This is a genomic window from Thalassospira sp. ABL2_045 (assembly GCF_056161285.1).
This window is the reverse complement of sequence record NZ_JBSWYV010000010.1, coordinates 126,251-149,053: the sequence shown is the minus strand read 5'-3', so window position 1 is coordinate 149,053 and position 22,803 is coordinate 126,251. Positions and strand designations below refer to the sequence as shown.

Annotated in this window: 21 protein-coding genes and 2 tRNA genes; 7 read left to right on the top strand and 16 right to left on the bottom strand. The window is 54.9% G+C overall.

Annotated features, from left to right (window positions below):
• Nucleotides 1-28: 28 nt before the first annotated feature.
• Complete coding sequence (locus ACXAIA_RS15075; protein WP_475350046.1) at nt 29-901, bottom strand: AraC family transcriptional regulator; 873 nt, start codon at nt 899-901, stop codon at nt 29-31.
• Between the two features lie 333 nt (nt 902-1,234).
• Here ACXAIA_RS15075 and ACXAIA_RS15070 point away from each other — a divergent pair, with 333 nt between their 5' ends.
• The 3 genes from ACXAIA_RS15070 (at nt 1,235) to ACXAIA_RS15060 (ending at nt 4,844) form a co-directional block, all read left to right on the top strand.
• Nucleotides 1,235-3,253 (top strand): TonB-dependent receptor, encoded by a 2,019-nt coding sequence (locus tag ACXAIA_RS15070; RefSeq protein WP_475350045.1) that lies wholly within the window; start codon nt 1,235-1,237, stop codon nt 3,251-3,253.
• Nucleotides 3,254-3,356: 103 nt separating this feature from the next.
• Nucleotides 3,357-4,502 (top strand): ABC transporter substrate-binding protein, encoded by a 1,146-nt coding sequence (locus tag ACXAIA_RS15065; RefSeq protein WP_475350044.1) that lies wholly within the window; start codon nt 3,357-3,359, stop codon nt 4,500-4,502.
• A 42-nt stretch (nt 4,503-4,544) separates the two neighbouring features.
• A complete protein-coding gene (locus ACXAIA_RS15060; RefSeq protein WP_475350043.1) occupies nt 4,545-4,844 on the top strand; it encodes a DUF2218 domain-containing protein in 300 nt (99 codons plus the stop codon).
• 55 nt (nt 4,845-4,899) lie between these two features.
• Here the strand turns inward: ACXAIA_RS15060 and ACXAIA_RS15055 are convergent, their stop codons facing one another.
• From ACXAIA_RS15055 to ACXAIA_RS15035, 5 genes are all read right to left on the bottom strand, one after another.
• On the bottom strand, nt 4,900-5,919 hold the full coding sequence (locus tag ACXAIA_RS15055) for an energy transducer TonB (RefSeq protein WP_475350042.1): 1,020 nt from the start codon (nt 5,917-5,919) through the stop codon (nt 4,900-4,902).
• Nucleotide 5,920: 1 nt separating this feature from the next.
• Nucleotides 5,921-6,328 (bottom strand): ExbD/TolR family protein, encoded by a 408-nt coding sequence (locus tag ACXAIA_RS15050; RefSeq protein WP_475345677.1) that lies wholly within the window; start codon nt 6,326-6,328, stop codon nt 5,921-5,923.
• Complete coding sequence (locus tag ACXAIA_RS15045) at nt 6,325-6,714, bottom strand: ExbD/TolR family protein (protein WP_475345676.1); 390 nt, start codon at nt 6,712-6,714, stop codon at nt 6,325-6,327. Before ACXAIA_RS15045 ends, ACXAIA_RS15050 begins: the two co-directional genes overlap by 4 nt.
• A 23-nt stretch (nt 6,715-6,737) precedes the next feature.
• On the bottom strand, nt 6,738-7,613 hold the full coding sequence (locus ACXAIA_RS15040; RefSeq protein ID WP_475350041.1) for a MotA/TolQ/ExbB proton channel family protein: 876 nt from the start codon (nt 7,611-7,613) through the stop codon (nt 6,738-6,740).
• Nucleotides 7,614-7,894: 281 nt separating this feature from the next.
• A tRNA-Lys gene (locus tag ACXAIA_RS15035) sits at nt 7,895-7,970 on the bottom strand.
• Between ACXAIA_RS15035 and ACXAIA_RS15030 the strand changes: the two genes are divergently transcribed.
• The gene (locus ACXAIA_RS15030; protein WP_475350040.1) at nt 7,944-8,189 is read left to right on the top strand and encodes a hypothetical protein; all 246 of its coding nucleotides are present in this window, start codon (nt 7,944-7,946) and stop codon (nt 8,187-8,189) included. The genes ACXAIA_RS15035 and ACXAIA_RS15030 overlap by 27 nt on opposite strands.
• 36 nt (nt 8,190-8,225) lie before the next feature.
• Here the strand turns inward: ACXAIA_RS15030 and ACXAIA_RS15025 are convergent.
• The 5 genes from ACXAIA_RS15025 to ACXAIA_RS15005 all read right to left on the bottom strand — a co-directional run bounded on the left by ACXAIA_RS15025 (nt 8,226) and on the right by ACXAIA_RS15005 (nt 13,543).
• A tRNA-Lys gene (locus ACXAIA_RS15025) sits at nt 8,226-8,301 on the bottom strand.
• 152 nt (nt 8,302-8,453) lie between these two features.
• Nucleotides 8,454-8,957, bottom strand: coding sequence for a peptidylprolyl isomerase (locus tag ACXAIA_RS15020; protein ID WP_475350039.1), 504 nt, complete (start codon nt 8,955-8,957; stop codon nt 8,454-8,456).
• 62 nt (nt 8,958-9,019) lie between these two features.
• The gene (gene coaD / locus ACXAIA_RS15015; protein WP_062957884.1) at nt 9,020-9,547 is read right to left on the bottom strand and encodes a pantetheine-phosphate adenylyltransferase; all 528 of its coding nucleotides are present in this window, start codon (nt 9,545-9,547) and stop codon (nt 9,020-9,022) included.
• 11 nt (nt 9,548-9,558) lie between these two features.
• Nucleotides 9,559-12,369 (bottom strand): DNA gyrase subunit A, encoded by a 2,811-nt coding sequence (gyrA, locus tag ACXAIA_RS15010; RefSeq protein WP_475350038.1) that lies wholly within the window; start codon nt 12,367-12,369, stop codon nt 9,559-9,561.
• A gap of 202 nt (nt 12,370-12,571) precedes the next feature.
• Complete coding sequence (locus ACXAIA_RS15005) at nt 12,572-13,543, bottom strand: DMT family transporter (protein WP_475350037.1); 972 nt, start codon at nt 13,541-13,543, stop codon at nt 12,572-12,574.
• A gap of 310 nt (nt 13,544-13,853) precedes the next feature.
• Between ACXAIA_RS15005 and ACXAIA_RS15000 the strand changes: the two genes are divergently transcribed.
• Both ACXAIA_RS15000 and ACXAIA_RS14995 read left to right on the top strand, forming a co-directional pair.
• Nucleotides 13,854-14,108: a hypothetical protein gene (locus ACXAIA_RS15000; RefSeq protein ID WP_475350036.1), complete on the top strand. Its 255-nt coding sequence runs from the start codon at nt 13,854-13,856 to the stop codon at nt 14,106-14,108.
• A 212-nt stretch (nt 14,109-14,320) separates the two neighbouring features.
• Nucleotides 14,321-14,764: an N-acetyltransferase family protein gene (locus ACXAIA_RS14995; RefSeq protein WP_475350035.1), complete on the top strand. Its 444-nt coding sequence runs from the start codon at nt 14,321-14,323 to the stop codon at nt 14,762-14,764.
• 23 nt (nt 14,765-14,787) lie between these two features.
• Here the strand turns inward: ACXAIA_RS14995 and ACXAIA_RS14990 are convergent, their stop codons facing one another.
• Nucleotides 14,788-15,642, bottom strand: coding sequence for a DUF547 domain-containing protein (locus ACXAIA_RS14990; protein WP_475350034.1), 855 nt, complete (start codon nt 15,640-15,642; stop codon nt 14,788-14,790).
• A 153-nt stretch (nt 15,643-15,795) separates the two neighbouring features.
• On the opposite strand from ACXAIA_RS14990, the gene ACXAIA_RS14985 reads away from it, so the two are divergent.
• On the top strand, nt 15,796-16,677 hold the full coding sequence (locus tag ACXAIA_RS14985) for a putative metalloprotease CJM1_0395 family protein (RefSeq protein ID WP_475350033.1): 882 nt from the start codon (nt 15,796-15,798) through the stop codon (nt 16,675-16,677).
• A 27-nt stretch (nt 16,678-16,704) separates the two neighbouring features.
• Here ACXAIA_RS14985 and ACXAIA_RS14980 read toward each other — a convergent pair whose 3' ends face one another.
• The 4 genes from ACXAIA_RS14980 to ACXAIA_RS14965 all read right to left on the bottom strand — a co-directional run bounded on the left by ACXAIA_RS14980 (nt 16,705) and on the right by ACXAIA_RS14965 (nt 22,593).
• On the bottom strand, nt 16,705-17,409 hold the full coding sequence (locus tag ACXAIA_RS14980) for a hypothetical protein (RefSeq protein WP_475350032.1): 705 nt from the start codon (nt 17,407-17,409) through the stop codon (nt 16,705-16,707).
• Between the two features lie 124 nt (nt 17,410-17,533).
• Nucleotides 17,534-18,577 carry a dihydroorotase gene (pyrC, locus tag ACXAIA_RS14975; RefSeq protein ID WP_475350031.1) on the bottom strand — a complete coding sequence of 348 codons (1,044 nt, stop codon included), beginning with the start codon at nt 18,575-18,577 and terminating at the stop codon, nt 17,534-17,536.
• A gap of 632 nt (nt 18,578-19,209) precedes the next feature.
• Nucleotides 19,210-20,223 carry a serine hydrolase domain-containing protein gene (locus tag ACXAIA_RS14970; RefSeq protein WP_475350030.1) on the bottom strand — a complete coding sequence of 338 codons (1,014 nt, stop codon included), beginning with the start codon at nt 20,221-20,223 and terminating at the stop codon, nt 19,210-19,212.
• 186 nt (nt 20,224-20,409) lie between these two features.
• Nucleotides 20,410-22,593, bottom strand: a complete 2,184-nt coding sequence (locus ACXAIA_RS14965; protein WP_475350029.1) for an O-linked N-acetylglucosamine transferase, SPINDLY family protein — start codon at nt 22,591-22,593, stop codon at nt 20,410-20,412.
• Between the last annotated feature and the right edge of the window lie 210 nt (nt 22,594-22,803).

Here is a 22,803-nt window from a genome sequence, read left to right as displayed (position 1 = left end):
CTAACCCAGAGTTCCGAGGTTTGCGGCCCTAGCGGTCGCGCGCCTCGGACGGGGTAATGCCAAACACCCGCTTGAACGCAGTCGCGAAATTGGCCGGGCTTTTGTATCCGGCGATCCAGGCTGCCTGCGCAATTGTCAGGCCGTCCTTTTCCATGGCGTCACGGGCATTCACCAGACGGCTTTCGCGAATAAAATCCTTTACCGTCATACCATAGGCATCCTTGAAGATGCGCTGCATGCTCGCAACACTGATCCCGATGGCCGCCGCAATCAGCGGCAGCGTTTGCTGCTCAGGATCGCTCGCCAAAATGTAATCGCGAATTTCCTGTGCGCGATGATGACGGTCAAGGGCATCCGGTTCTACGCTTTGGGCGCCATTCCCAACAGTACCGGTTTCGCCCTGAATGGCTGACAGGGCCTCGGCAAGAATTTCCAGCCCCCGGCTTTCCTTATAAAGTTCGCGCACAATCGGATCGGATGCGTGCGGATAGATTAGCTGATCGGCAAGAGCCAACACCCGCCGAGATGGCTTCCAACTGCGTACGGATATGCCGTTTTTGAAGAACTCGGTTATCTCTTGATAGCGTTCCGGGGACTTGCCGAGAAGCTGCTGCACGACCCAGTCATATTGGGCCGAAATCATCACCTTGCTGAGTTCACTGCCCTTGTGAATGAAACGTCGAACCGATGACGGCTTTGGCACAGCCCAAATAAACCCGACCGGATGATCGCGTGCATCAAGGTCAATTGGCATACCATCAAACTCGGCCTGAAGGCGGCCTTTCAAGATCACCGCAACCTTGACGGCGGCCTTCACCTCATAATTGGCGATGGCGTCCTTCATATCGATGGTGTCAGAGGTGTGGATATTCAGAAAGGACGGCGAGTTACTGAAAGACATGCGCCCGCTCATCAAGGAACCGCTGTCGGTCTTCGATCCTTCAGTCGCCTTGATCCGTGTCCCCAGTTCTTCCAGTTGGCTGCTGGTAATAGAGTCACGCCGCGTTATTTGCCGGTGCGCTGTTACCCCCACGAACCTCTCCCATGTTTTGAATTCAAAAAGCATCTTTGAACAAGGGCGCAAAGGGGCATCGAACGGCCTTTGCGCAAACATGCTGACGATTTCGCAAACATGTCCGGCGATTTGGCAAACGTTATTCCTGTTGCGCTATCACCTGCGAAAATAATATTCACAATCATTCGCATTTGCAAATATTTTCACACGGGAATCAAAATGCCAAAGTCACCCCTGCAAGTCACAACGCCCCGAATCAGCAGCTTGCTGCGTTCAACCATCCTTGCCGGTTTCGCCTTGTCGGTCGCACCGACCTTCGCCCTTGCGCAAAGCGCGAGTTCAGATGAAACCGAAACCGTAACCCAGCCGGTCGAAGTAACTGCATCGGTCCAGTCGGCACAAACGCTTCCGGGTGGTGTCGCCATCGACGAGGAAGAACTTGATCGCCAAAACGCGCAAACCATCAAGGATGTGTTTGCCAACGAACCATCGGTGCAGGTTGGTGGACCAACAGCAATTGCGCAAAAGGTTTACGTTCAGGGTATTGAAAACACTAAACTCAATGTACAGGTCGATGGCACGCGTCAGGTTGATTCCAGCTTCCACCATATTGGCACGGCAATTATTGACCCGAGTATGCTCAAATCGGTTGAAGTTGAATCCGGGGTTGCCCCGGCAGATGCCGGCCCGAACGCGCTTGGCGGTTCCATGTCTTATGAAACCAAAGATGCACGTGATATCCTTGACCGTGATGAAGCATTCGGTGGCTTTGCCAAAATTCAGTATAACAGTAACACTGGTGGCCTGACCGAATGGCTGACCCTGGCCGGTCAGCACGAAGGTTTTGAGGCCCTTGCCTATGTTCAAAACAGCAATCAGGGCAACTACGAAGATGGCGATGGCAAGGAAGTAACCGGAACGGCCGATGGCGGCGAGAATGGCATGGGCAAATTTGCCTTTACCGGCAATGATGGCGGCCGGTTTGAGGCCTTTGCCAGCCACCTTGAAGACGAAGGAGTGCGCCCTGCCCGCCCGAACTTTGGAAACCTTCCCGGCAGCACACGTATGCCACAGTGGATTTCCTACAAAGATACCTCCGTGGGTGTCAGCTATGTTGACGAGGAACCAAGTGGCATGCTGGCACCAGAACTAAGCCTGAACTACAGCAAAACACATCTCGACATACCAAAACTTGATAATACCACACACATCGAATCAGAAATTGAAACCCTGAACGGTAAAGCAGCCAATACCTTTGATGTCGGTATGGGGAGTGTAACGGCAGGGGTCGATTTCTATCACGACGAAGCAACAGGTGGCGGCGACACTGCACGTTCAGCAGGGCTTGCTGGCCGGTTCACAGAAACATCAACCAATATTGGCCTGTTTTCTCAGGCGCGCCTGTCCTTAACGGATCGTTGGCGTGTTTCGTTCGGCGGTCGCGGCGATCAGCAATGGTTTGACGGCATCGACGGAACCGACTTCAGCGAATTCGGCCTGAGTGGTAACGCCAATACCGAATATGACCTGACCGATGACCTGATGGTTTATACAGGATTGGGAACATCGTTTGGTGGACTGCCCCTCGGCGAATCTTCGATTTATAACTATACTGCCATGTGGGACTATTCCGGTTTTGCACCATCGCGTTCTTACAATGCGAAGTTGGGGTCACGCGTTACATTGCAGGATTGGGTATTTGACGGGAACCTCTTCTATAACCTGATTGATGAATCGCATGACCTGTCGGATGCAGATCGAAACACCACTGTAGACCTTGATACCCGTGGCGTGAACTTGTCGGCAACTTATAACTATGGCCCAGGCTATGTCCGAGCAAGTTATACACACACTAATGTCAAGTTGGACGGTTCTGTCCCGGCCAGTACAAGTGCCTCGTATCAAGGGGTTATCGTAGGTGACATTCTCAACATTGATGCCGGGCACAGCTTTGATGACTTTGGCATACGTGTCGGGGGCGGCTCAGAGTTGGCATTGTCTAACGACAGCCCCGAGGAAAATGGCCATGAAAAACTCGATACTTACTTCGTCGCCAACCTTTATGCCGAATGGGTGCCTGACGCTATGAACAAAGCCGTTACCCTGCGCGTCGATGCATTGAATATCTTCGATCGCGATTATGTCTCGCGCACTACAACCGGTTATGACAACAGTAACGTTGAACCTTATCACGAACCCGGACGCACTTTCCTCGTTTCGGCTAAAGTCGATTTCTAAGGACAGAGCGACAAAGACAGAGACCGAAATGGGTGGCACGTTGCGTGTCACCCATTTTGGCGTTTGAAATACAACGCATAACACCCCCTCAGGACTACCTGACATGAAAATTCGCAATTTTCTGAGCCTTGCTGCAGCAACAATAATATGGACCGCACAGGCAGCAGTTGGTGAAACAGTCACCCTGACCGATGTCGCGGGCCGTGAAGTCACCCTTGAAGTTCCGGTCAAGCACATGATCCTTGGCGAAGGCCGTTTTCTGCCTTCTATCGGTATTCTTGATCCCGGAAACCCGGTGCGCTGGATTGCCGGAATGATGGGCGAGTTCAAATCGCTTGATCCGGCGTCTTTTTCACAATATCGCGAAAAATTCCCCGAGATTGATGACATCCCGCTGGTGGGTCGCCGCAACGAAGAGACGTTCTCTGTTGAAAAAGCGGTCACGGTTGAACCCGACGTTGCGATTTTTGGCATGTCAGGTGGCCATGGTCCGGGGTCGACCAGCCACGAAGTCCTATCGGTCATGGGAGCCGCCCACATCCCGGTGGTGATGATCGATTTCCGCTCCAAACCGTTTGAAAACACGCCCAAAAGCATTCGCCTGCTGGGCAAGCTGATGGGCAAGGAAGAACAGGCAGAAGCGTTTGTGAAATTCTATGAGGAGAACCTGTCAAAGGTGACCTCGCGCGCAGCGGAAATCACCGAGAAACCCAGTGTCTTCCTTGAAAGCCGTGTCGGCCTTGCCGAGAATTGCTGCGAAGCCATGGGCAACGAGATGATTGGCAAGTTTGTCACCCTTGCAGGCGGCGACAACATCTTTGCCGATACCATTCCCGGCGTCATCAGTCAGGTATCCGTCGAACAGGTCATTGTCACCGATCCCGACGTCTATATCACCACGGCCATCGGAACAGCCGGACTGGATGCAGACGCCAATGCAAAGCGCATTGTGCTCGGCGCAAAGACCAATGCCGAACAGGCGCTTGCATCGCTGGCACACAGTATGGAACGCATCGGCTTGCCGCTTCTAAGTGCGGTGAAAAGCAAACAGGTCTATTCCGTCTGGCATCATGTTTATAACAATCCGATCAATGTCTTTGCCCTGCAGGCGATGGCAAAGTGGGTGCATCCCGACATCTATGCCGACCTTGATCCCGATGCCGCCCTTGCAACCTTTTTCGAGCAGTTTCAGGCGGTTGATCTGAACGGTGTGTACTGGGTCGGACTCAACGATGCGCCTGCAGACTGAACCAGCAAAAACAGCTTCAAACAAAATCCGAGAGATCGTCAGATGTTTATCACCAAAGGATCGGTAAAAACCGAGAAGGCCGCGAAGTACCTTGTCCAACTGTGCAAGCATTTCTCCCACAAGGTCGAGGTTGAATTGCGCGAAACAACAGGCGATGTCGCCTTCCCCATGGGCCCTTGCGTTATTACCGCCCATGAAGACCGCCTGACCTTTGACGGGCAATCCCACAAGCCTGAGGGCATCGAGAAGATGAAGGGCATCATCATCGTTCATCTGGATAAATTTGCCTGGCGCGATGCACCGCTAGAATATCACTGGGAAGATGGTGAAACAGCGGACTAACCCGCGACACCAAATATAAAAAAAACGCCAGCTTTTCCGGGCTGGCGTTTTGTTTTTAATGAAGCTGATAATTCACCGGGACGGTCCAGATAACCTGTTCTTCGGTCATCTCGTCGGGGAATGGCGGGAATTTCCGCACCCGTTCAATCAAACGTTCGGTTTCGCGATCAAGGATGCTTGATCCACTTGAACTGACCATGCTGGCCTCAAGCACCGTGCCATCACGGGCAATAACGAGGCGAATACGGTTCTCGCCCTCGATCCGGCGGCGCATGGCACGTTCGGGATATTCACGATAGCGCGCAAGGGTTTGCAAAACCGATTGCTGATAATCAACCATCATGGCCTGGCTGGCCGCACCGCCGCCGCTTCCCGTCGACGAACTGGCCGCCTGGCTTTGGCTGGTTTCGCCTGTCGTCCCATCCGACTTGACCGAGTTGGTCAGCCCTGAGGGCTGCGGCGTGGGCTGGGCGGCTTTTTCGACCGGCTCTGGCATTTTGACCGGTTCTTGCGCCACAGGCTCCTGAACCGGTGGTTTCGGCTTCATGCGCACCGGCAGAATTTCAGCAAGCTGCTGCTCGACAACCGGTTCCGGCTCGGGCTCCGGTTCAGGCTCAACAACCTCTTTGACGACCGGTTCGGGTTCAGGCTGTTCTTCAACGATTTCGGGCTCTGGTTCCGGCTCCGGGATTGGCTCAGGCTGTTCCTCGACAATTTCGGGTTCCGGTTCCGGGATGACTTCCGGTTCGGGCTCAGGTTCCGGTTCGGGCTCGACCACTTCCTCAGGCATAGGTTCGGGCTCAACTTCCGGCTCGGGTTCCTGTTCTTCTTCGGGCTCGACGATTTCTTCGGGCACTTCGGCCGCTGTGCTGTCAACCGCATCAGCACTTTCGGTGTCGGTTTGGGCCTCGCCAGTTTCCGCCTGTCCGGCACCAAGCGAGATGCTGATGCTTTGCACCGCCCCTGCCCCGCCCCACCCCGATGGCTGCGGGTCGGGCATGGCAAGGACAATGCCACCCGTCAGGACAAGGCCGGTCAAACCGGTTGCAATCAAAAAGTCGACGCGTTTGGACATGCTATTCCTGCCCCGGCTGCATTGCCGTCATCAACTGAACCTTTTCGATGCCAAGTTCCTGAAGACGCGCCAGAAGTGTCACAACCTTGGCCCCTTCGACTTCACGGTCGGCACGGATTTCAACCGGGCGACCGATATAATCGGCCGGCAACATCGACGACAGGCGATCAAGCCCGCCGGTCAGATCATCAATCCCGATTTCGCCCGTATTGCTAAACCACAGAACAATTGTGTCTTCGGGCTGGGCTTCGGCGGTCTGGCTGGCCGGTGGATCGACTTCAAACGGACCCAGCTTTTGCAGGCTTCCGGCGATCATGAAAAAGATCAGAAGCAGAAAGACGATGTTGATCAAAGGCAACATCGGTTCCTGAACCGGTCCGTCCTCGGCAATCTGGATGCGGCGCTTCATTCGATGAACTCCACATCCGTCACACCACCGCGCCCCAGTGTATCCATGACTTCGACCAGGCGCTGCAGATTGGCACCATTGACCGGACGCAGGCGCACCGGCGACCCGTCATGATCGCGCAGAAGGGTCGGTGCGAGATTGGACAGGGCAATCGCATTGCCATTGATCGACAGCCCACCATTCACATCGACTTCGACCGTAACCGGGTGGGTATCGCTTTGGCTGGTGGATCTGCCATCGGTGATGCTGACCGACATCTCAAAGCCCTTCCAGTCCAGGAAGCTTGAGGCCAGCATGAAAAAGATCAGCAAGATAAAGACAACATCAATCAGCGGGGTCAGACCGATCATCGGTGATGAACCGCTGTTGCGTTCGCGCAGCTGCATTGGGCGACTTCCGGAAACGGGGGTTATTCGGCGGCGTGGCGCAATTCGGAAAGGCTCGATACGCGGTGGAGCGCCTTCTGGGCCAGCTCACCACGATTGACCACCAGTGTGCAGACATCCTCCATCGTGGCGGCTGCCCGGCCAATCACGCCCTGCATCCACATATGGAATGCCGTTGCCGGGATCGCCACGACAAGACCAATCGCCGTCGTCAGAAGGGCCAGCCAGATACCGCCTGACAGCACGGACGGATCAATACGGCTGCCCGCCCCTTCCATACGCTGGAAGGCTTCGATCATGCCCATAACCGTCCCCAGCAGGCCCAAAAGCGGGCTGAGCACAGCAATTGCCGACATGATCCGCAGACCACCATTCAAGCCATCAATTTCCTTGCGCGCCCGTGCGGCAATCAGATCCGATGCCGCTTCGCGATCCTGTGAGGAGCTCACCGGCAGCGCCATGCCCGAAAGGCCGATCCGCGCGGCCGGATGACGACGGCGTGCCAGAAGTTCGGCCGCCTGTGCTTCGTCGCCTGCTGACAGGTGACGTTCGACATCCTTTACAAAACCATCGGCAAAGACACCGCGGCGCAGGAAACCGACAAGCTTATAGAAGAATACGACAAGCCCGATCAGCGCCATTGCCGCCAGCACCCAGCCAACCACGCCGGCCCGGTCCACCTGTTCGATCACCGGAAGTGCGGTGAAGTCGCCCAGAAAGCCCGTTGACTGGGTGGTTGCCATGGTATCAACCGGAAGCCCGGTATCGGGATCCACCATGACAGTCCCGTCCGCATTGAGCGTTCCGGTCGCAGCGGCACCATCTGCCTGTGCGCCATCGGAAGAAAGCGGCGTTTGCGCATCCGTCGATGCGGCCGATGAATTTACTGGGTCAGACATGTAACTTTCCCGATCACAAAATTGATCATCACCAGAAGACCTGCTCTGGTGCTCTTGAAACTGATTTGCATTCCTTACAGGAAACAGCATTGCGATGCAATCGCAACCAACAGATCAAGCAACATTTTCATGTCTTTGCCCTGCCCCGGATAAGGCCCAGGGATCGGTCATATAGGGAAGCCCTGCGCAAAGCAGCGTTGGCGTTATGAGAACGGGAAAGATGGCGGCACGGCCCAGATATGCAAAACCCCCGGAACTTCTGGGTTCCAGGGGTTTTGAATTGGTGAGCCCGACAGGATTCGAACCTGTGGCCAACTGATTAAAAGTCAGTTGCTCTACCAACTGAGCTACGGGCCCTCAAGGTTGGTGAGCGGCGTTTTAATGGGCTGGGCGGCATCGGTCAACCCCCCTTTTTATGCGAAGATGCACATCAGCCATGAAAAGATGGAAAATGCCCCAAAATGTCGGGCAAAGGGGGTGGCAAAACACCATCGCGAAAAACACAACATCCTGCTCATAGCGGACGACCGCGCACAGGACATCGACAAAATTCAAAAGGAAAATCCGGACAAATAAAAAGCCCCCGAAACCGGTTAGGTTTCAGGGGCTTATTGGTGAGCCCGACAGGATTCGAACCTGTGGCCAACTGATTAAAAGTCAGTTGCTCTACCAACTGAGCTACGGGCCCTCAAGGTTGGTGAAGCGCGTTTTAATGGCACAGGCCCCATCGGTCAACACCTGTTTTCCATATTTTGGCTCTTTTTGCGCATTCAGCCCCAAAAACGCGAAAGCCGCCCCACAAAGGAACGGCTTTCGGTTGTAACGATTTAATTACTGCGATTACTGCGCGTCAGCAGCAACCTGCATTTTCACGATCTGATCCGGGTCGGCAACGCTGCCATTGGCCCAGGGCGCGCCCCTTTTGATCATGTCGACATACTCCATGCCCTCAGTCACCTGACCCCAGATGGTGTACTGACCATCAAGGTGCGGTGCATCGGCAAAGACGATGAAGAACTGGGAATCTGCGCTGTTCGGGTTGGCCGAACGCGCCATGGAAACGGTGCCGCGCACATGACGTTCGTTGGAGAATTCCGCATCAAGCTTCTGACCCGACCCACCGGTGCCATTGCCCTTGGGATCGCCGGTCTGCGCCATGAAACCTTCGATCACACGATGGAATTTCAGACCATCGTAAAAGCCTTCACGGCTGAGTTCCTTGATCCGGGCAACATGGTTCGGTGCCAGATCCGGGCGAAGCTGGATCACAACGCGGCCATCTTTCAGGTCAAGATAAAGCGTGTTCTCCAGATCCTGTGCGACAGCGTCGTTTCCAGTGGACATGGTGATAAATCCTAGTACGAGTGCGATAATTGAAAATAGACGAAAAAGACGCATGGCCTGCGTTATTCCTTTTCTTCTGCCAGCTTTTCGTGCAGGCGTTTCAGCACGTTGGCGGGCACAAATTCAGTGACATCCCCACCCAGACGGGCGATTTCCTTCACAAAGCGCGAAGAGACAAACTGCTGTTTGTCCGATGCCATCAAAAACACGGTTTCGACTTCCGGCGACAGTCGGGCGTTCATCCCGGCCATCTGGAATTCATATTCAAAGTCCGACACAGCGCGCAGACCACGGATGATGGTACTTGATCCGTTTTCCTGCGCGAACTGCATCAGAAGCGAAGAAAATGGCTTTACGGAGGTACGGGCAGCAACTTCGCCGCCCGCAGCCTTGAGTGCACCTTCAACTAGTGCACAGCGTTCCTCGACCCCGAACATCGGGCCCTTGCCGGCATTGATCGCAACACCGACAATCAGCTCATCGACGATCCGGGTCGCGCGACGAATAATATCCATATGGCCCTGGGTTACCGGGTCAAAGGTGCCCGGATAAATCCCGATACGCGATACGGTAGAAGACGTTTCAGTCATCAAACTTCCAGTTATTCGTCGAGATCCGAGTCATCGGATGCCGGTGCTGCGGATGCATCTTCATCAGATGCCTCGGCAGTCGGAGCTGCGCCCTCGTCAGTACCTTCGGCACCTTCGACAACACCTTCCTCGCCATCAATGAGCTCTTCATCTTCTTCACCAAGGTTTGACAGACGTTCGACCGCCACGACTTCTTCGTCCTTGGCCGTACGGAACAGCGTCACACCCTGGGTCTTACGACCGGCAATACGGATGTCATGGGTCGGCATACGGATGACCTTGCCACCATTGGTGACCATCATCAGCTCGTCGCCTTCTTCGATGACAAACGATGCAGCAACCTGGCCGTTACGTTCAGACATCTCGATATTGGCAAAGCCCTGACCGCCACGGCCCGTCACACGGTATTCATAGGCAGACGTACGTTTGCCATAGCCGTTTTCGGTAACCGACAGGATCAGTTGGTCGCCGTCATAGATTTCCTGATAGCGTTCCGCCGTCAGAACTTCGAGCGGCAGGTTGTCTTCGGTGACTTCCTCGCGACGCAGTTTGCCTGCGATCGAAAGGTATTCGTCACGTTCTTCCATGCTGACATGGTTGCCAAACAGGACCGACATCGCAATGACATCGTCCTCATCGGCCAGACGGATGCCACGCACACCGACCGAGTTACGGCCGGTAAAGACGCGAACGTCGCCAACACGGAAACGAATGCACTTGCCCTGACGGGTTGTCAGAAGAATGTCGTCATCCTCGGTACAGGTCTGAACCGCAATCAGCTTGTCGCCACGTTCTTCTTCAAGCTTCATGGCGATCTTGCCGTTTGATTTCACATTCACGAAATCGGCAAGGCTGTTCCGGCGCACATTCCCGGTCGAGGTGGCAAACATCACATGCAGGTTCGGCCATTCTTCCTCATCCGGAAGTGGCAGGACCGTCGTGATATATTCACCTTCGGACAGCGGCAACAGGTTCACAAGCGCCTTGCCGCGTGATTGCGGGGTTCCCATCGGCAGACGCCAGACCTTCATTTTATAGACCATGCCCTCGGAGCTGAAGAACAGAACCGGGGTGTGGGTATTGGCAACGAACAGCTTGGAGACGAAATCTTCCTCGCGGGTTGCCATGCCCGAACGGCCTTTGCCCCCGCGACGCTGTGCGCGATAGGTCGACAGCGGAACACGCTGGATATAGCCGCTATGAGACACGGTCACGACCATCTCTTCGCGGGCAATCAGGTCTTCGATGTCATGTTCGAATTCTGCTTCCTGAATTTCGCTGCGACGTTCATTGGCGAACTCATTGCGCATTTCAGAAAGTTCATCCTTGAGGATCGTCAGCTTGCGCTCACGCGAGCCAAGGATATCGAGGAAGTCCTTGATCTTCTCACCCAACTCGGTCAATTCGGCCGCGATCTTGTCACGTTCCAGACCGGTCAGGCGATGCAGGCGGAGTTCAAGGATCGCACGTGCCTGCGCTTCGGACAGGCGATACATGCCATCAGACGATCCAACTTGGTTCGGATCGGCAATCAGTTCGATCAGCGGAACGATATCGCCCGCCGCCCAATCACGTGCCATCAGCTGTTCACGTGCCACGACCGGATCGGCCGCATTACGGATCAGTTTGATGACTTCGTCGATATTGGAAACCGCAATACCCAGACCAACCACAACGTGGGCACGATCACGTGCCTTTTTCAGAAGATGGATGGTCCGGCGGGTAATGACTTCTTCGCGGAACTCGACAAAGGCCTGAATGATGTCTTTCAGGTTCATCAGTTCCGGCTTGCCGCGGTTAAGGGCAAGCATATTCACCCCAAACGAGGTCTGAAGGGCGGTAAAGCGGAACAGCTGATTCAGAACAACATCCGAGTTGGCATCACGCTTGAGCTCGATAACCATGCGCACGCCTGAACGGTCAGACTCGTCACGCAGATCGGAAATGCCTTCGAGTTTCTTTTCGCGCACCAGGTCGGCGATTTTCTCCATCAGGGTGGCCTTGTTCACCTGATAGGGAACCTCGGTCACGATGATGGCTTCGCGGTTGGCACGGATTTCCTCGACATGGGTGCGTGCCCGCATGACGACGGAACCACGACCGGTCTTGAAGGCCGAATGGATTCCCGAACGGCCGAGGATCAGGCCACCGGTCGGGAAGTCCGGGCCGTGGACAAATTCCATCAGACCTTCGACGGAAATATTGGGATCATCGACATAGGCCATGCAGCCATCAATGACTTCGCCAAGGTTATGCGGCGGAATGTTGGTTGCCATACCAACCGCAATACCGCCGGCACCATTGACCAGCATGTTGGGGAAACGGGCCGGGATAACAGACGGTTCCTTGGTGGTTTCGTCATAGTTATCGCGGAAATCAATCGTGTCCTTGTCGATATCATCAAGCAGGAAGTGCGCGGCCTTGGCCATGCGCGCCTCGGTGTAACGCATGGCGGCGGCCTTGTCACCGTCCATGGACCCGAAGTTGCCCTGCCCGTCAATCAACGGCAGACGCATGGAGAAATCCTGCGCCATACGGACCATTGCATCGTAAATCGCGCTGTCGCCGTGCGGGTGATATTTACCCATCACATCCCCGACCACACGGGCCGATTTGCGGAACGGTTTGTTATATTCAAATCCGTTCTCGTGCATGGCGTACAGAATACGACGATGTACCGGCTTCAAACCGTCTCGGACGTCAGGCAGTGCGCGGCTGACGATCACGCTCATCGCGTAATCGAGATAGCTCCGGCGCATTTCTTGTTCGATGGAAACCGGGAAGATATCGCGGTTCTCAGGATTGGTCTCTTCGGTGGACAAAGCCCGTGACCTCTTAAACGCTTGATCAGAAATGATTCAATCGGCGTGACATGCCCCGTTTTCAGGCGCATGCCGGACCAGAAAGCCGGAAAGTATCAGGTTTGTCCCACACAAACAATATTGACAAATCCTATCCTTCACGGTTGGGCGAGAAAGTTCGAATTTTATCGCGAATTCAGGGATTTCATCCCCATGAAAACCGTCATTTTCCCGGTGCTTTATCGTCTTTTGGCGTTTCCACCACCGGCGCCATCGGGTTGGCCTTGGCACCCGTTACATTTGCACCGCTCGTTTTGCGTCCGAACCGCAGCTGTGATGCCGCAATACCGCCCAGAATAATCGCCAGCGCAATCAGGGCATTTGGCTGTGGCACTTCGCCCAGAATGACAAAACTGATCAACACCCCGACCGCCGGCACCAGATAGTTGTTAAACACAAGGAAACTTGCCCCGGCCATGGCGATAATTTGCAAAATCAGGAACATGGCAATACCGGTCGGAAAAATGCCGAGATACATGATGGCAAGTGCGCCTTCCAGATCCCAATTCATCGTCCAGGGCTGATCGACAATCAGGGTAAAGGGCATCAGCATCATGGCGGCAAATGTCAGGATCACCGCCGTTGATCCGATGCGTGGCTGATCACGCAGATTGCGCGCAATCAGCGATGAAATGGCATAGCCGATGGCAGCCACCAGAATGGCCAACTGGAACAGGAACTCCCCACCCAGCCCCGAAAGCGTTTCCGGCCCGACCAGAACAATCACGCCAATTGTGCCCAAAATCACGCCCACGACCTTGCCAGTTGAAAGCTTTTCATCATGGGTAAAGAAATGCGCCAGAACGACCGTGGTCAAAGGCACGGTCGACATCAGGATGGCGGCCAGTCCGGCATCGACTTCGGTCTCGCCAAAGCTGATCAGGAAGAACGGAATGGCATTGCCAATCAGGGCCACCATAAAGGTCGAGATCCAGGCACGCTTGCCTTTGGGCATTTCCGATTTACGGATCGCAGCAAAGCACCAAAGCACAAGGGCGGCAAAGGCCAGACGCCCGCTTGCCACCACAAGCGGTGAATAGGCATGCACACCAATCTTGATGAAGGTAAACGAACTGCCCCACATCAGCGCCAGCAGCACCAAAAGCACGTATTCGCGTATTCCCGGACGTTTCATTTTGTCAGCCTATTTTTGCCATACTTGTTGGGCCTGATCGCTTTGGAAAACAGACCAAATACCTGCGTTAAAACCCTGAGGGTTTTTATGCAAGCAAATAGAGTTTAAGTCGATTTACCCCGACAACGCGCCAGGAAAATCCCATGAAACGAAGTTTGCGAAAATCTCGCGCAGATCGCCCCGCCTTAAGGCAGATCAAAGCGTTTCGACGGCGAAAATGAAAAAAAGCATCATCGGAATAAGATAATTGTTGCGAATGACTTGCAATTGCATTATATTTCGCACAACAAAAAATTCGGGATACGAGAAGATGAGTTACATTGATCAGGAATTGACGGTCGAAGACATGCTTGCCGACCCGATCGTTCAGACATTAATGCGCTATGATGGCGTCTCTGCCAGTGACGTCCGTCACACCATCGACAAGGCTTGCCAGAATCGCGATGGCGATACGGGTAATCCCGTGACGACCGTCGAACCAAAACTGCAGCAGACCCACGTTCCCAATGCACAAACCGGTGCGGCCTATCCGGTGCGTTCCGGGGTGCGCAGCACGGCGGCCTGACGGGGCCAAGCAAACCCGTTTCTGAAATCATATGCGCCCGACATCTTGATGATGACGGGCTGTCCTGACGTCTCTCTTGGCAACCCACCAACAACGTGGCACGATTGGCCCGCACAATTTCGCGTAATTGGCCCTTACGACCGCACCACATGCCTTTTAGGGTATCTGCAATCCACGACACTTATGATTGCCCCGCGATAAAGGATGTGATGATGCCCAGTGAAATTCGCCCGATAACCCCTTCTGATTTCGAAGCATGGATGCCGCTTTGGCGCGGTTATCAGACCTTCTATAAAACCGACATTCCGGGCGATGTCAGCCAACAGACCTGGCAACGTTTTCTCGATGCCAATGAGCCGATGCATGCGGCGCTTGCATGGCAGGACGGCAAAGCCATTGGTATGGTCCACTGGATTTATCATCGCTCTTGCTGGACCACGGCTGATTACTGCTATTTGCAGGATCTCTTTGTCGCTGAAGACCTGCGCGGTACCGGCATGGGGCGCAAGCTGATCGAACATGTTTACGATCATGCCGAGCACACCGGCGCGGCCCGTGTTTACTGGCTGACCCAGAAGGATAACGTGACGGCAATGAAGCTTTATGACCGGATCGCCGACAAACCCGGCTTCATTCAGTACCGCAAGATGCTGTAGGACAATGTGCGGCGTTGAAATCCTCAGCGCCGCACTTCGTTCAGTGCCCAGTCATAGTGATAATTATCCACCTCAAGCTCATCGATATTGGCCAGGGCGCCCGAAAGTGCCGGTGCGGCAAACGCCCTCAGATGTGCGACGAAATCCGCATCGCTTTCCCCGAAATCATCGCGATACCAGTCATAGAGGCTTGAGAGCACAAGACGGCCATCGTCTTGTACACGCACGGCACGCGGATGGTTGATAAAGCCGCGTGCGGCTTGATTGAGCTGCGCTTCAAGCGTGTCGGCTGCAAACGCCTCTGGCGCCAAGGCCGGACACCCGATCGATGCACAATTCACGACATAATGAATGCGCGCATCGCGCCAGATCGGACGCAGGATGCGATGTTCGATATCATCAAGGCTAAGCGTCCTTCCCTCCACCGTGATCAGTTTCTTGCCCCACGGGCCGGATGAAAACAGTCCTGGCGAGATATCAATATCGCGGATGCTGTCGACCGGATAATGATCCAGAACCACCTTGACGGTCAGCGCATTATAAAGATTCACCCAATAGGCAAACTGCTGATCACGGTTGTGCTGATCGACCGCGACCTTGGTCATGTCCTCGACATAGTCGGCAACCATCCCAGCCCCGCCATCCTGGCTGGCACGCTCGTATTCAAAGCTGGTCACACCGGGCTCAGTCACCGTGACATAACGATCGAGCACCGCCTGCCAATCCCCATGATCAACCGTTATCGTGCTTTCTGGGTTATGCGCCTGCCAGTCCGGCCACAAATCGGCCTCCGGTGCGGCATGCACCGCAAACGGCTTTGCGAGCATCAGCACGGCAATCACAACAGGGAACAGGGCAGAAGCAACAAAACGCATCATCGACAACCAATCTTGACCAAATTGGCTCCACCTTACCCGCCACGCGCCAAACCACCGCATCAAACCGCCGTGATCATGATGATGATCATCATAACATCGGGCCGGGCATCTCCTTGATCTGCTTATGTACATTTAACCCAGAGTTGGGCTATAATGACCATCATGATACAGGCAGGTGCAATACAGGTTATCCCCGGAAGTGGTGGGCAACTTGGTCAGATTATTGCCACACGCGCCCTGCCCGGCTCCGGGAGCCAACCGCCGACCAGCGGGTCGGGCGGAACGGCTGCGTCTGCGCCGCAAACTTTGCCGGCCGCCGTTGCCCTGGTTCCGCTTTCAAGCACGCTTTCCCCATCACAGCCCCCGGCAAACGGGCCCGGTGCGCGCAGTGAAGCCGCGACATCCCCCCAAACAGGTACGGGCGAACAAGCCGCGCCACCGCCTCCACAACCGGCGCAAACCGCACCGGTCAACAGTGCGGCATCCGTGGTGACGATCATCCAGCAGCTTGATCCGCGTGACATTAATGGCGGCGCGCCGGAAGAACCCGAAACCCAAAGCCCGACACAGCGTCAGCAGGAAGAACGCGAAGCCACCCCTGAAAGCGCGCGTCAACCAACATCAAACCCGGCCCTTCTGACCGCAACCGAACGCGAAATCGTCCAGGAACTGCGCGCCCGTGACGCCGTTGTCCGGACAGAGGAAGAAAGCCATCAGGCCTTGGCCGGTGCCAATGCTGGCATGATCACCTATAGCTACACCCCCGGCCCGGACGGCCGGCTTTATGCCACCGGCGGCAAGGTTAGCATCCGCCCGATTCAGGGCCTTGAAGGTGCTGCCGCCATTGCCAATCAGGCCGCCATTTCGCGTGCGGCTTCCGTCCCTGGAAGCTCGGCCGCTGATTTCAATGTCGCCAAGGGCGCATCCATGAACATCTCGGCGATGATTTCGGCACAGGCCTATGCGGCGGCTGAAAGCTATCGCGCAACCATCGGCCTTAACGCCGCACCGGGCACTGTCGACCTAAGTGGTTAGATCACAACCAAAGCACTGTCTTAGGCATTAGAATGGAATTTCGTCTTCGTCAGCGTCCCCTAAGTCCTCAAGGTTACTGCTGCTTGGCCCTTCGATCATTTTCTGCTCCTCGCCACGACCCAGCCTCTTGATGTCGTTATCTTTTTTTGCTTTTCCAACAACGCCTGCAAGACGCTCAAAGGCCTGAATAGCCGGTTCCAGCTTTTTTGCTGATTCTCCTCCAGCAGAACATAGCTCTATCATCGCCTCACCAAGACGATCTAGTCCAGAGCGCCCTTTATCCACCTCGGCAGCCAAAGCGTTAATTTTCTTCAAAATATTCTCTTTTAGACGCTCTTCAATGTCTACTGCTCTGACAATTTTTCGCACCCTACTCAAATGAGAATGAATTTGATCACGATAATCGTCTTCTAGAGAAAATTCGCTTAGACCTCCCTCTCCCGAACCATGGAAACTCTTCAACTTCAACGACGCGATTAGGTAAGTCAGTTCCGACATAAAAAAGCGAAAATACTCGTCGAATTGCTCATAGTCGGAAGGTGGGGAACCAAATTTGACACCCAAGTCATAATTGTCAGCGAATGCTTTTACACATGAGACAAACTCTTTTTCAGCATCAAACCTGTTACTTGAAGGTGATTGTGACAACTCGTCTTTTAGCTTTTCAACATATCTCAGGAACGCCAATTTTGGATCTTTTGGCAGGTTTAAGAACTCGTCATCGGAAAGCATTTATTTCACCACGAAACATTCCACCTTTGATTGATAGAACATCAAAACCTTTAGTGAAGCAATATAACCAAACAAAAAAAGCGGCCCCGTTGGGGCCGCTTTTTGTTGTGTGGTGCGTTTAAGCTCAGGCGTAATGCCAGAACACATCAAAGCCCGGATTAAATACCGTCACCGGCCCTTCGCCGGTTTCGATCTTTTCGGCAAACTTGGCCGGCTCGCTGCGTTTTTCCAGCGTGATTTGATCGCCATTGAGCGGCAGGCCGTAATATTGCGGCCCATGCAACGAAGCAAAGCCTTCAAGCTTGTCCAGCGCCCCTTCCTCCTCAAACACGTGGGCCAAAAGCTGCACGGTGTTATTGGCGGTAAAGATACCGGCACAGCCACATGGGCTTATCTTGCGCTCATCAGTATGCGGGGCTGAATCGGTGCCCAGGAAGAAGCGGGCATCACCGGATGTTGCCGCCGCACGGAGCGCCAAACGATGCTTCTCACGCTTGGCAACCGGCAGGCAATACATATGCGGATGAATGCCGCCGACCAGAATGGCATTGCGGTTAATGATCAGGTGATGGGTGGTGATCGTCGCACCCAAATTCTTGTCATTGGCTTTGACATACTCAACGCCGTCTTCGGTGGTGATATGCTCGAGAATCACGCGCAGTTCCGGCAGACGCTTGCGCAGCGGCTCAAGAACCCGGTCGATAAACACCGCTTCACGGTCAAAGATATCGATCTCCGGATCGGTGACTTCCCCATGAATACAGAGCGGAATGCCAAGCTCGGCCATGCGCTCAAGCGCAGGCATCGCGTTATCGAAATTGCGTACACCACTGTCGGAATTCGTGGTCGCACCCGCCGGATAAAGTTTGAGTGCGGTGATCACACCCGCCTTGTAGCCTTCCTCGATATCATCGGGATTGCTGCCCTCGGTCAGATAAAGGGTCATCAGCGGCGTAAAATCATGGCCCGACGGGATGGCCGCCGTAATCCGGTCGCGATAGGCCACGGCATCGGCGGTCTTGACCACCGGCGGCACCAGATTGGGCATGATGATCGCACGGGCAAAATGCCCCGATGTCTCGCCAATCACACCTTTGAGCATCTCGCCATCACGCAGATGCAAATGCCAGTCATCGGGACGGCGAAGGGTAATGCGGTTGGTCGACATAGTGCGATCTCCTGGCAAGCAATGAACCCGTTTGGGAAATATGCTGGGTTACCTAGCAGATCAATGAAGATTTGGAAATCGCCTAGCTGATCGAAATCATCAATAAAGTGACGTCGATTTTCTGTTCTTTGGAGGAATGATTGAAATAGAAGCAGCTAAAAATCCATCAAAACGACTCGACTCGTGTATTCGATTCGTTTATTTATAAATCTTCACCGCGAGACAAAACAAGGCGCCCATGGCCGGACGCCTCGTTTCGCAAATATAAACCAGCGCACATGCTGATCACATTTATAGAATCGAATATCATGATCAACGTTACTGACAAGAGTGTCAATAAAAAGTTGGCACTCAAGTAGGGAAGTGCGCAAACGGTATGTGAGGTTGCGATGCCACCTACAGGAGTGATTTGGTGTTATCTATTCATTAAATTGATGGACACGATAGCACGGCTTCTCGAGTTGTACATATAGCGCAATTGAAATCACAGACAACAAAAGGTCAGGCTTATTGGCCTGACCTTTTGACGCTATCTGGGCTCTACGGCGCCGGGGACTGACCGAAAAATAGGATAGATTTATTTTTCTGCCCCATCCTGCCCGCCACCTTTGACATACCCTTTGTCGCCGTCGTCAGGCGAGTGAGAGCACTGCTGCCCCCTCAAGCAGATCCATCAGTTGCCCGAAATATCCGCCTGATCGTGCGGGCGACGTCGGATCAGAGGTGATGACCACCGCCAGGTCCTTTTGGGGGTGTGCCGCGATGATCTGGCCGCCATAGCCGCGGGCGATAACAAAGCCGCTGCGGCTCAGGAACCAGCCATAGCCATAGGCAAGGCCCGAATAAGGCGATCGGGTGTGGGCCTGGGTTGATTGGTCGATCCAGTCGGCCTGAATGATCTGATCACCTTCGAACCGGCCCTGATCACGCATGAGCGCCCCGATCCGCAACATCCCGCGCGGGGTCAGCGCCATCTCGTTGCCGCCAAAATAATAGCCCTGCGGATCGCGTGTCCAGGCTGGAATTTGAATGCCGAGCGGCTGACCAAGAGCAGAACGCGCCTGTTCCAGCAGGCTTTTCCCGGTCGCAACCGTGAGTACGGCACCAAGGATATGCGTGGTGCCGGTCGAATAGATCATACGCCCGCCGGGGCTTGCGACCATCGGGCGGCGCAGCGCAAAGGCAAGCCAGTTGTCGGAATTGACCCAGGCGCCGTAGTTGCGCCCTGATGTGCCCTCAAGCCCGGCCCGGAGCGTCACCAGATCTTCGATGGTGAGATCTTCGACACCCGGGGTGGCGTCCGATGGAATGATAGATGGCGCGATCTCGCCGATGGTGGCGTTGACCGAGGGGATCGCGCCCTCTGCGATCGCGTTGCCGGTCAGCAGACCGATGATGCTTTTCGAGCAGGACTTGATGTTCGCAACCCGATCCAGGCCCGGCCCACGCGGGGCTTCGGCGACGATCACCTCGTCACCGCGCTGGACCATGATGGCATGAAGCTGGGACATTTTCCCAATGCGCGACCGGATGTCAGACGGCGTTTGTGCAAAGGCCCGACCTGCAAAGGGAACGGCCGCAGCCCCCAGAAGGGTCGCTGAGAAGGCACGGCGGGTCAGCATCGAAACGGGGCGGTCGCTCGGCATTTACATCAGTCCTTGGCGTTTGGAAACATATGCGATGCTCAACCTGTTCGCAGTCCAAATGACCACGGGCTGCACTGCACCGCACAGCCTTCCGGTCCATCGCGCCGGAAGATCAATCCCTTATCTGGAAGTAATTCGTCAGGAATGTGACATCAGATCACAATCAGAGAAGCCGACGGTCAGGACCTAGACCTTCACGGCGATGTCCGAAAGCGCTTCGCCTGCCAGTCTTTGCGCAAAGGCCTGCTCAAGCCCCTGCTCAAACCCGCGTGTGTAGCCCTCGGTATCAAACAGCGGCTTGGTCTGGCGGTTGGTGGCAAGTTTGGCGCGGAGTTCGGCCAACATAGCTGGGTCTTGCGCGAGCTTGAGGATGAGTTCCTCGTAAGCCGCTGGCGTCTCGGCGATCAGTTCCGGCAGGCCAATGGCCGACAGCAGGCTGGTGGCAACGCGCGCAGCGAACTGTTTGCCCGCCAGTGTCACCACCGGCAATCCGGCCCACAGCGCGTCGCTGGCGGTCGTGTGGGCGTTGACATTGAAGGTATCGATAAACAGATCGGCATGGCGCAGGCGTGCAAGATGTTCGGATTGCGGCATGTAACCGGCAAAGATCAACCGCCCCCCCGAAATACCGTTCTTTTCCGCAGCCGCGCGCAGATTGGCCTTGGCGACATCATCATTGCACCAAAGCCAGAGCACACTGCCCTCAACCTTTGCCATCACGCGCATCCAGATGGCGAATTCCTGCGGCATGATTTTGTAATTGTTGTTCAGACAACAGAAAACAAAGCCGTCTTCGGGCAGGTCAAGCTCGGCACGCGTCATCGACCTGGTCGAGATTTCGCGCGTGTTGTCGTTGGGCTGATAGCAATCGGGAAGATAAATGATTTTCTCGTGATACCCACCGCGCTGTTCGGGTGGAACAACCACCGGGTCGGCGACGATATAATCAATGAAATCTGCCCCCAGTGTGCCGGGATAGCCAAGGTAGCTGATCTGAAGCGGCGCCATGCGCCCGGTAAAGGGCACCAGCCGGGCATCGCGGGTATAGCCCTTGAGATCAATCGCGATATCAAGGTTGTGTTCGCGGGCAAACTGCGTCAGATCGCTGTCCGACATGTCCTGCACATCAAAGAACTGATCAACATTTTCAAGAACCTGATCGCGGTTCGCATCGGTTTTGCTTTTGCCATAGCTGTAAACGAAGATTTCGAATTTCGATCTGTCATGATGGCGCAAGATACCCGCCATCAGGAACATGGTCGCATGATCATGAAAATCGGCCGAGAAATAGCCAAGCCGGATCTTGCGCCCGTCAGCAGGCGTCGGCTCAATCGTCGAAATCGGGGCGGCTGGGGAGAAATGGCTTTGCGCCCAGTTTCGCGCCCGGGCCAGTTGATGGGCCGGATGATCTTCAAACGGCAGCAGCGGAAATGGCACGGCCGCCTCGCCCGTCACGCCAAGCTGATCGGCGTATTGATCAAACAGGTCACACGCCCGCCAGTCGCACAGTTGGCTTTGTTGACGCAGTTGCTCGACAATGGCCGGGACGTAACCGGGCTTGACCGCCAAGGCACGTTGATAGGCCTCAATCGCTTCGGGCGCGGATTTAAGCGCCGCCATGGTTTGGCCAAGGCCGTACCAGGCCTCGGCCAATTTGGGTTGCAGCTTGAGCGTCTTGAAATATTGCTGTTTGGCGTCCTCAAGCAGATCGCGCTCACGCAGCGTGTTGGCAAGGTTATAGTGCGCGTCAACATAATCGGCCTTGCGCGCAATCGCATTCAGATAGCAGCCTTGGGCTTCTTCAAGCTTGCCCGCAGCTTTCAGGAGATTACCAAGGTTATTGTGCGCCTCAGGGAACTCCGGCGAAGCGGCAATAACAGTGCGATAGCATTCCTCGGCCTCAGCCAGTTTCCCCAACCGTTCAAGAATGACGCCAAGGTTGCTTTTGGCGGCAACCATATTGGGTTGCAGGCGCACGACCTGCCGCAAGGCCTGCTCGGCGTCATCAAGCAGGTTGAGGTTACTGCTGACCGCAGCACGGAAATTCCACAGCTTGGCCGAATTGCCATATTGGCCCAAAAGCTGCCCGGTCATAGCATGCACATCTTGCAGGCGACCGGCCTGATACGCTTGCGACAGTTTGGCAAAGACCTCGGCTGGCGGTTCGCCCCCAGCACCGCTTGCACCACCCTTTGGCCCGGCACCGGGCTTGACCGGACCACTGAGCTCCGCCAGGGCGGATTTGACGCGTTCGTTTTTGGGGTAATCGACAAGAATGGCTTCATACAATGCGCGCGCCTCGGCGATTTCACCTTTGCGCATATGCGCTTTTGCGCGCTTCATTGCCTGATCAACTTTGAGCTTCGCCATGCCGCCCCATATCGCCCCGAACATTGATATTTTCGGGCAGTCTAGATGATAAACCGCCAAAGGCAACCGGGGTGCGGCAAAAAGGCCTGCAAAAGACAAAAGGCCAGGCATTTCTGCCTGACCTTTTCACATGGGGCGAGTGATGGGACTTGAACCCACGGCCCCCAGTGCCACAAACTGGTGCACTTGTATTTTGAAAGTTTCAATAAA

Coding starts and splice junctions, on each gene's coding strand:
- ACXAIA_RS15075 (WP_475350046.1), bottom strand. CDS start 901: ATGTCTTTCAGTAACTCGCCGTCCTTTCTGAATATCCACACCTCTGAC.
- ACXAIA_RS15070 (WP_475350045.1), top strand. CDS start 1,235: ATGCCAAAGTCACCCCTGCAAGTCACAACGCCCCGAATCAGCAGCTTG.
- ACXAIA_RS15065 (WP_475350044.1), top strand. CDS start 3,357: ATGAAAATTCGCAATTTTCTGAGCCTTGCTGCAGCAACAATAATATGG.
- ACXAIA_RS15060 (WP_475350043.1), top strand. CDS start 4,545: ATGTTTATCACCAAAGGATCGGTAAAAACCGAGAAGGCCGCGAAGTAC.
- ACXAIA_RS15055 (WP_475350042.1), bottom strand. CDS start 5,919: ATGTCCAAACGCGTCGACTTTTTGATTGCAACCGGTTTGACCGGCCTT.
- ACXAIA_RS15050 (WP_475345677.1), bottom strand. CDS start 6,328: ATGAAGCGCCGCATCCAGATTGCCGAGGACGGACCGGTTCAGGAACCG.
- ACXAIA_RS15045 (WP_475345676.1), bottom strand. CDS start 6,714: ATGCAGCTGCGCGAACGCAACAGCGGTTCATCACCGATGATCGGTCTG.
- ACXAIA_RS15040 (WP_475350041.1), bottom strand. CDS start 7,613: ATGTCTGACCCAGTAAATTCATCGGCCGCATCGACGGATGCGCAAACG.
- ACXAIA_RS15020 (WP_475350039.1), bottom strand. CDS start 8,957: ATGTCCACTGGAAACGACGCTGTCGCACAGGATCTGGAGAACACGCTT.
- coaD (WP_062957884.1), bottom strand. CDS start 9,547: ATGACTGAAACGTCTTCTACCGTATCGCGTATCGGGATTTATCCGGGC.
- ACXAIA_RS15005 (WP_475350037.1), bottom strand. CDS start 13,543: ATGAAACGTCCGGGAATACGCGAATACGTGCTTTTGGTGCTGCTGGCG.
- ACXAIA_RS15000 (WP_475350036.1), top strand. CDS start 13,854: ATGAGTTACATTGATCAGGAATTGACGGTCGAAGACATGCTTGCCGAC.
- ACXAIA_RS14995 (WP_475350035.1), top strand. CDS start 14,321: ATGCCCAGTGAAATTCGCCCGATAACCCCTTCTGATTTCGAAGCATGG.
- ACXAIA_RS14990 (WP_475350034.1), bottom strand. CDS start 15,642: ATGATGCGTTTTGTTGCTTCTGCCCTGTTCCCTGTTGTGATTGCCGTG.
- ACXAIA_RS14985 (WP_475350033.1), top strand. CDS start 15,796: ATGACCATCATGATACAGGCAGGTGCAATACAGGTTATCCCCGGAAGT.
- ACXAIA_RS14980 (WP_475350032.1), bottom strand. CDS start 17,409: ATGCTTTCCGATGACGAGTTCTTAAACCTGCCAAAAGATCCAAAATTG.
- pyrC (WP_475350031.1), bottom strand. CDS start 18,577: ATGTCGACCAACCGCATTACCCTTCGCCGTCCCGATGACTGGCATTTG.
- ACXAIA_RS14970 (WP_475350030.1), bottom strand. CDS start 20,223: ATGCCGAGCGACCGCCCCGTTTCGATGCTGACCCGCCGTGCCTTCTCA.
- ACXAIA_RS14965 (WP_475350029.1), bottom strand. CDS start 22,593: ATGGCGAAGCTCAAAGTTGATCAGGCAATGAAGCGCGCAAAAGCGCAT.